Consider the following 382-nt stretch of genomic DNA (forward strand, 5'->3'; position numbering starts at 1 on the left):
CAGGACAGCTGGATGCATTTTTCCGGATTGTGGCGGATCTCGCCGACGTTCTTGCAGCTGTCCAGGGGCTGTTTCTTATATACCTCTGATACAGCTCAGACGCTGCCGACGACGGACATCTAGTGGGGAGCTCGGTGGTTTTCGAAARAAAAAAAAAAAAAAGAGAGGAAAGGAAAAAGAAAAAAAAAGAGAGAAAGAAGAAAGAGAGGAAAAAAGAAAAAAAAAAGGAAAAGGAAAAAGAAAAAAAAAAAAAAAAAAAAAAAAAAAAAAAAAAAAAAAAAAAAAAAAAAAAAAAAATCGAGGAGCGTCGACGGAAGCGACAGAAGAAAAAAAGAAACAGAAGAGATAGTACTAACAAAAACAACCAAGACAAAAGCAACAC

The 382-nt window shown here is 36.0% G+C and carries 1 protein-coding gene; it reads left to right on the forward strand.

Going from position 1 to position 382, the window contains the following annotated elements; genetic code table 11:
* Positions 1–134: 134 nt before the first annotated feature.
* A partial coding sequence (locus tag ACQ4LH_RS21530) for a hypothetical protein (protein WP_430698995.1) occupies positions 135–382 on the forward strand: 248 nt, incomplete at its 3' end.

Origin of the sequence: Pseudomonas peli, from assembly GCF_050563605.1 — a bacterium.
Taxonomy (GTDB): Bacteria; Pseudomonadota; Gammaproteobacteria; order Pseudomonadales; family Pseudomonadaceae; genus Aquipseudomonas; species Aquipseudomonas peli_A.